Here is a 2,011-nt window from a genome sequence, read left to right as displayed (position 1 = left end):
GGTCGTCTGAAAGTTTCAGACGACCTTTTTTACGAGGATTCCAAAAGTCTTAAACTGTCTGATTCAAGAATCAGACCTACACAGACCGGATGGCAAGGTTAATGTAAAAATAGAACAGGCAGAAATCTAGGACGTATAGCAAGCATACTTAACTTTAAATCCAGCATATCATCAAATTCCGTCATTCCCGCGCAGGCGGGAATCCAGAACGTAAAGTTAAAGAAACCGTTTTACCCGATAAGTTTCTGTGCGGGCGTGCCTGGATTCCCGCCTGCGCGGGCATGACGGTATATTTTTTGAATTAATATAAAAGGTCGTCTGAAAACCGATTTTCAGGCTTTCAGACGACCTTTGCCTTCTTTTTACGCCTTATTTTTTAAACATGTTTTTAATGATGCCCATCACGCTGCGGGAAATGGCGTTGGTCACTTGGCGGTTGATTTGGCTGCCGATGGCGTCGGCGACATTGTAGCCCAAGCCCTGCCCTGACTTTTTACGCCCCCCGCTCAAACCGCCGAGCAGTCCGCCGAGTATGCCGGGGTCGGCATTGGCAGCTTCTTTTTCAGCGGCTTTTTGCGCTTTTTCCTGCTCTTTTGCCGCCGCTGCCGCCTCTTTCTCCGCCGCAACCTGACTGTCGGCTTCGGCTAAGGCTTCAAAAGCGGAATAGTTGTCCACCATGTCTTTATAGGTCGGATACAAATCATCGTTTTGGAACAAGCGGTTGCGCTCTTCGGCCGCAAGCGGGGTCAAGGCGGATTGCGGCGGCAGGACAAGCGCGCGCTCTACCGGCTCGGGCATACCTTTTTCGTCGAGGAAGGAAACGAGTGCTTCGCCGACGCCCAGTTCGGCAATCGCTTCGGCAACTTTGATATTCGGGTTGCTGCGGAAGGTTTCGGCAGCGGCCTTAACCGCTTTTTGGTCGCGCGGCGTGAAGGCGCGCAGGGCGTGTTGCACGCGGTTGCCGAGCTGTCCGAGAATGGTGTCGGGCAAATCGAGCGGGTTTTGGGTCACGAAATACACGCCCACGCCTTTGGAACGGATCAGGCGCACGACTTGCTCAACTTGCTCCACCAGCGCATTGGCGGCGTTGTCGAACATCAAATGCGCTTCGTCGAAGAACATCACGAATTTCGGTTTGTCCAAATCGCCGACTTCGGGCAGGGTTTCAAACAACTCCGCCAACATCCACAGCAAAAACGCGCTGTACATACGCGGCGAACGCATCAGTTTTTCCGAATTGAGGACGTTGATGACGCCTTTGCCGTTGTCGGTCTGCATCCAATCTTGCAGGTTGAGCGACGGCTCGCCGAAGAATTTTTCCGCACCTTCGTTCTCCAGCGTCAAAAGCTGACGCTGAATCGCGCCAATACTGGCGGCGGAGACATTGCCGTAGTGCGTGCGGTATTCCGAAGCGTGGTCGGAAACGTGTTTCAGCATACTGCGCAGGTCTTTCAAATCCAGAATGTGCCAGCCTTTATCGTCGGCAACTTTGAACACAAGGTTCAACAAGCCTTCCTGCGTGTCGTTTAGGTTCATCAAACGCGCCAGCAGCAGCGGGCCCATTTCCGAAACGGTTACGCGCACCGGAATGCCGGTTTCACCGTAAACATCCCAAAAGCGCACGGGGAAGCTTTGCAGCCATTGTTCGCCCAAGCCAAACTCGGCAATGCGTTCGCCCACCTTGCCGCTGGCAGCACCCGCTTGCGCGATGCCCGACAAATCGCCTTTGACGTCAACCAAAAATACAGGAACGCCCTCGCTGCTGAAGGCTTCCGCCATACGGCGCAGGGTCACGGTTTTGCCCGTACCGGTCGCACCGGCGATCAAGCCGTGGCGGTTCGCCATTTTGCCTTGGATTTCAAGTGTCTTATCGCCCGCGCGCGCGATGGGGAATGTCGTCATGAAGGTTTCCTTTGATTGGATGGTTTGAAAAATAAGGCTATTTTCTTATGTTTCCACACACAGGGCAACAGATAGGCAGAAGGTCGTCTGAAAAGTTTTCAGACGACCT

The 2,011-nt window shown here is 53.4% G+C and carries 1 protein-coding gene; it reads right to left on the bottom strand.

What is annotated here, in order from left to right; genetic code table 11:
* Nucleotides 1–369: 369 nt before the first annotated feature.
* On the bottom strand, nt 370–1,902 hold the full coding sequence (locus HMPREF2907_RS07905; RefSeq protein WP_070681894.1) for a helicase HerA-like domain-containing protein: 1,533 nt from the start codon (nt 1,900–1,902) through the stop codon (nt 370–372).
* Between the last annotated feature and the right edge of the window lie 109 nt (nt 1,903–2,011).

Source organism: Neisseria sp. HMSC055H02 (assembly GCF_001813335.1).
Lineage (GTDB): Bacteria > Pseudomonadota > Gammaproteobacteria > Burkholderiales > Neisseriaceae > Neisseria > Neisseria sicca_C.
The sequence above is the reverse complement of the archived record's forward strand: the minus strand, read 5'-3'. Positions and strand labels throughout refer to the sequence as shown.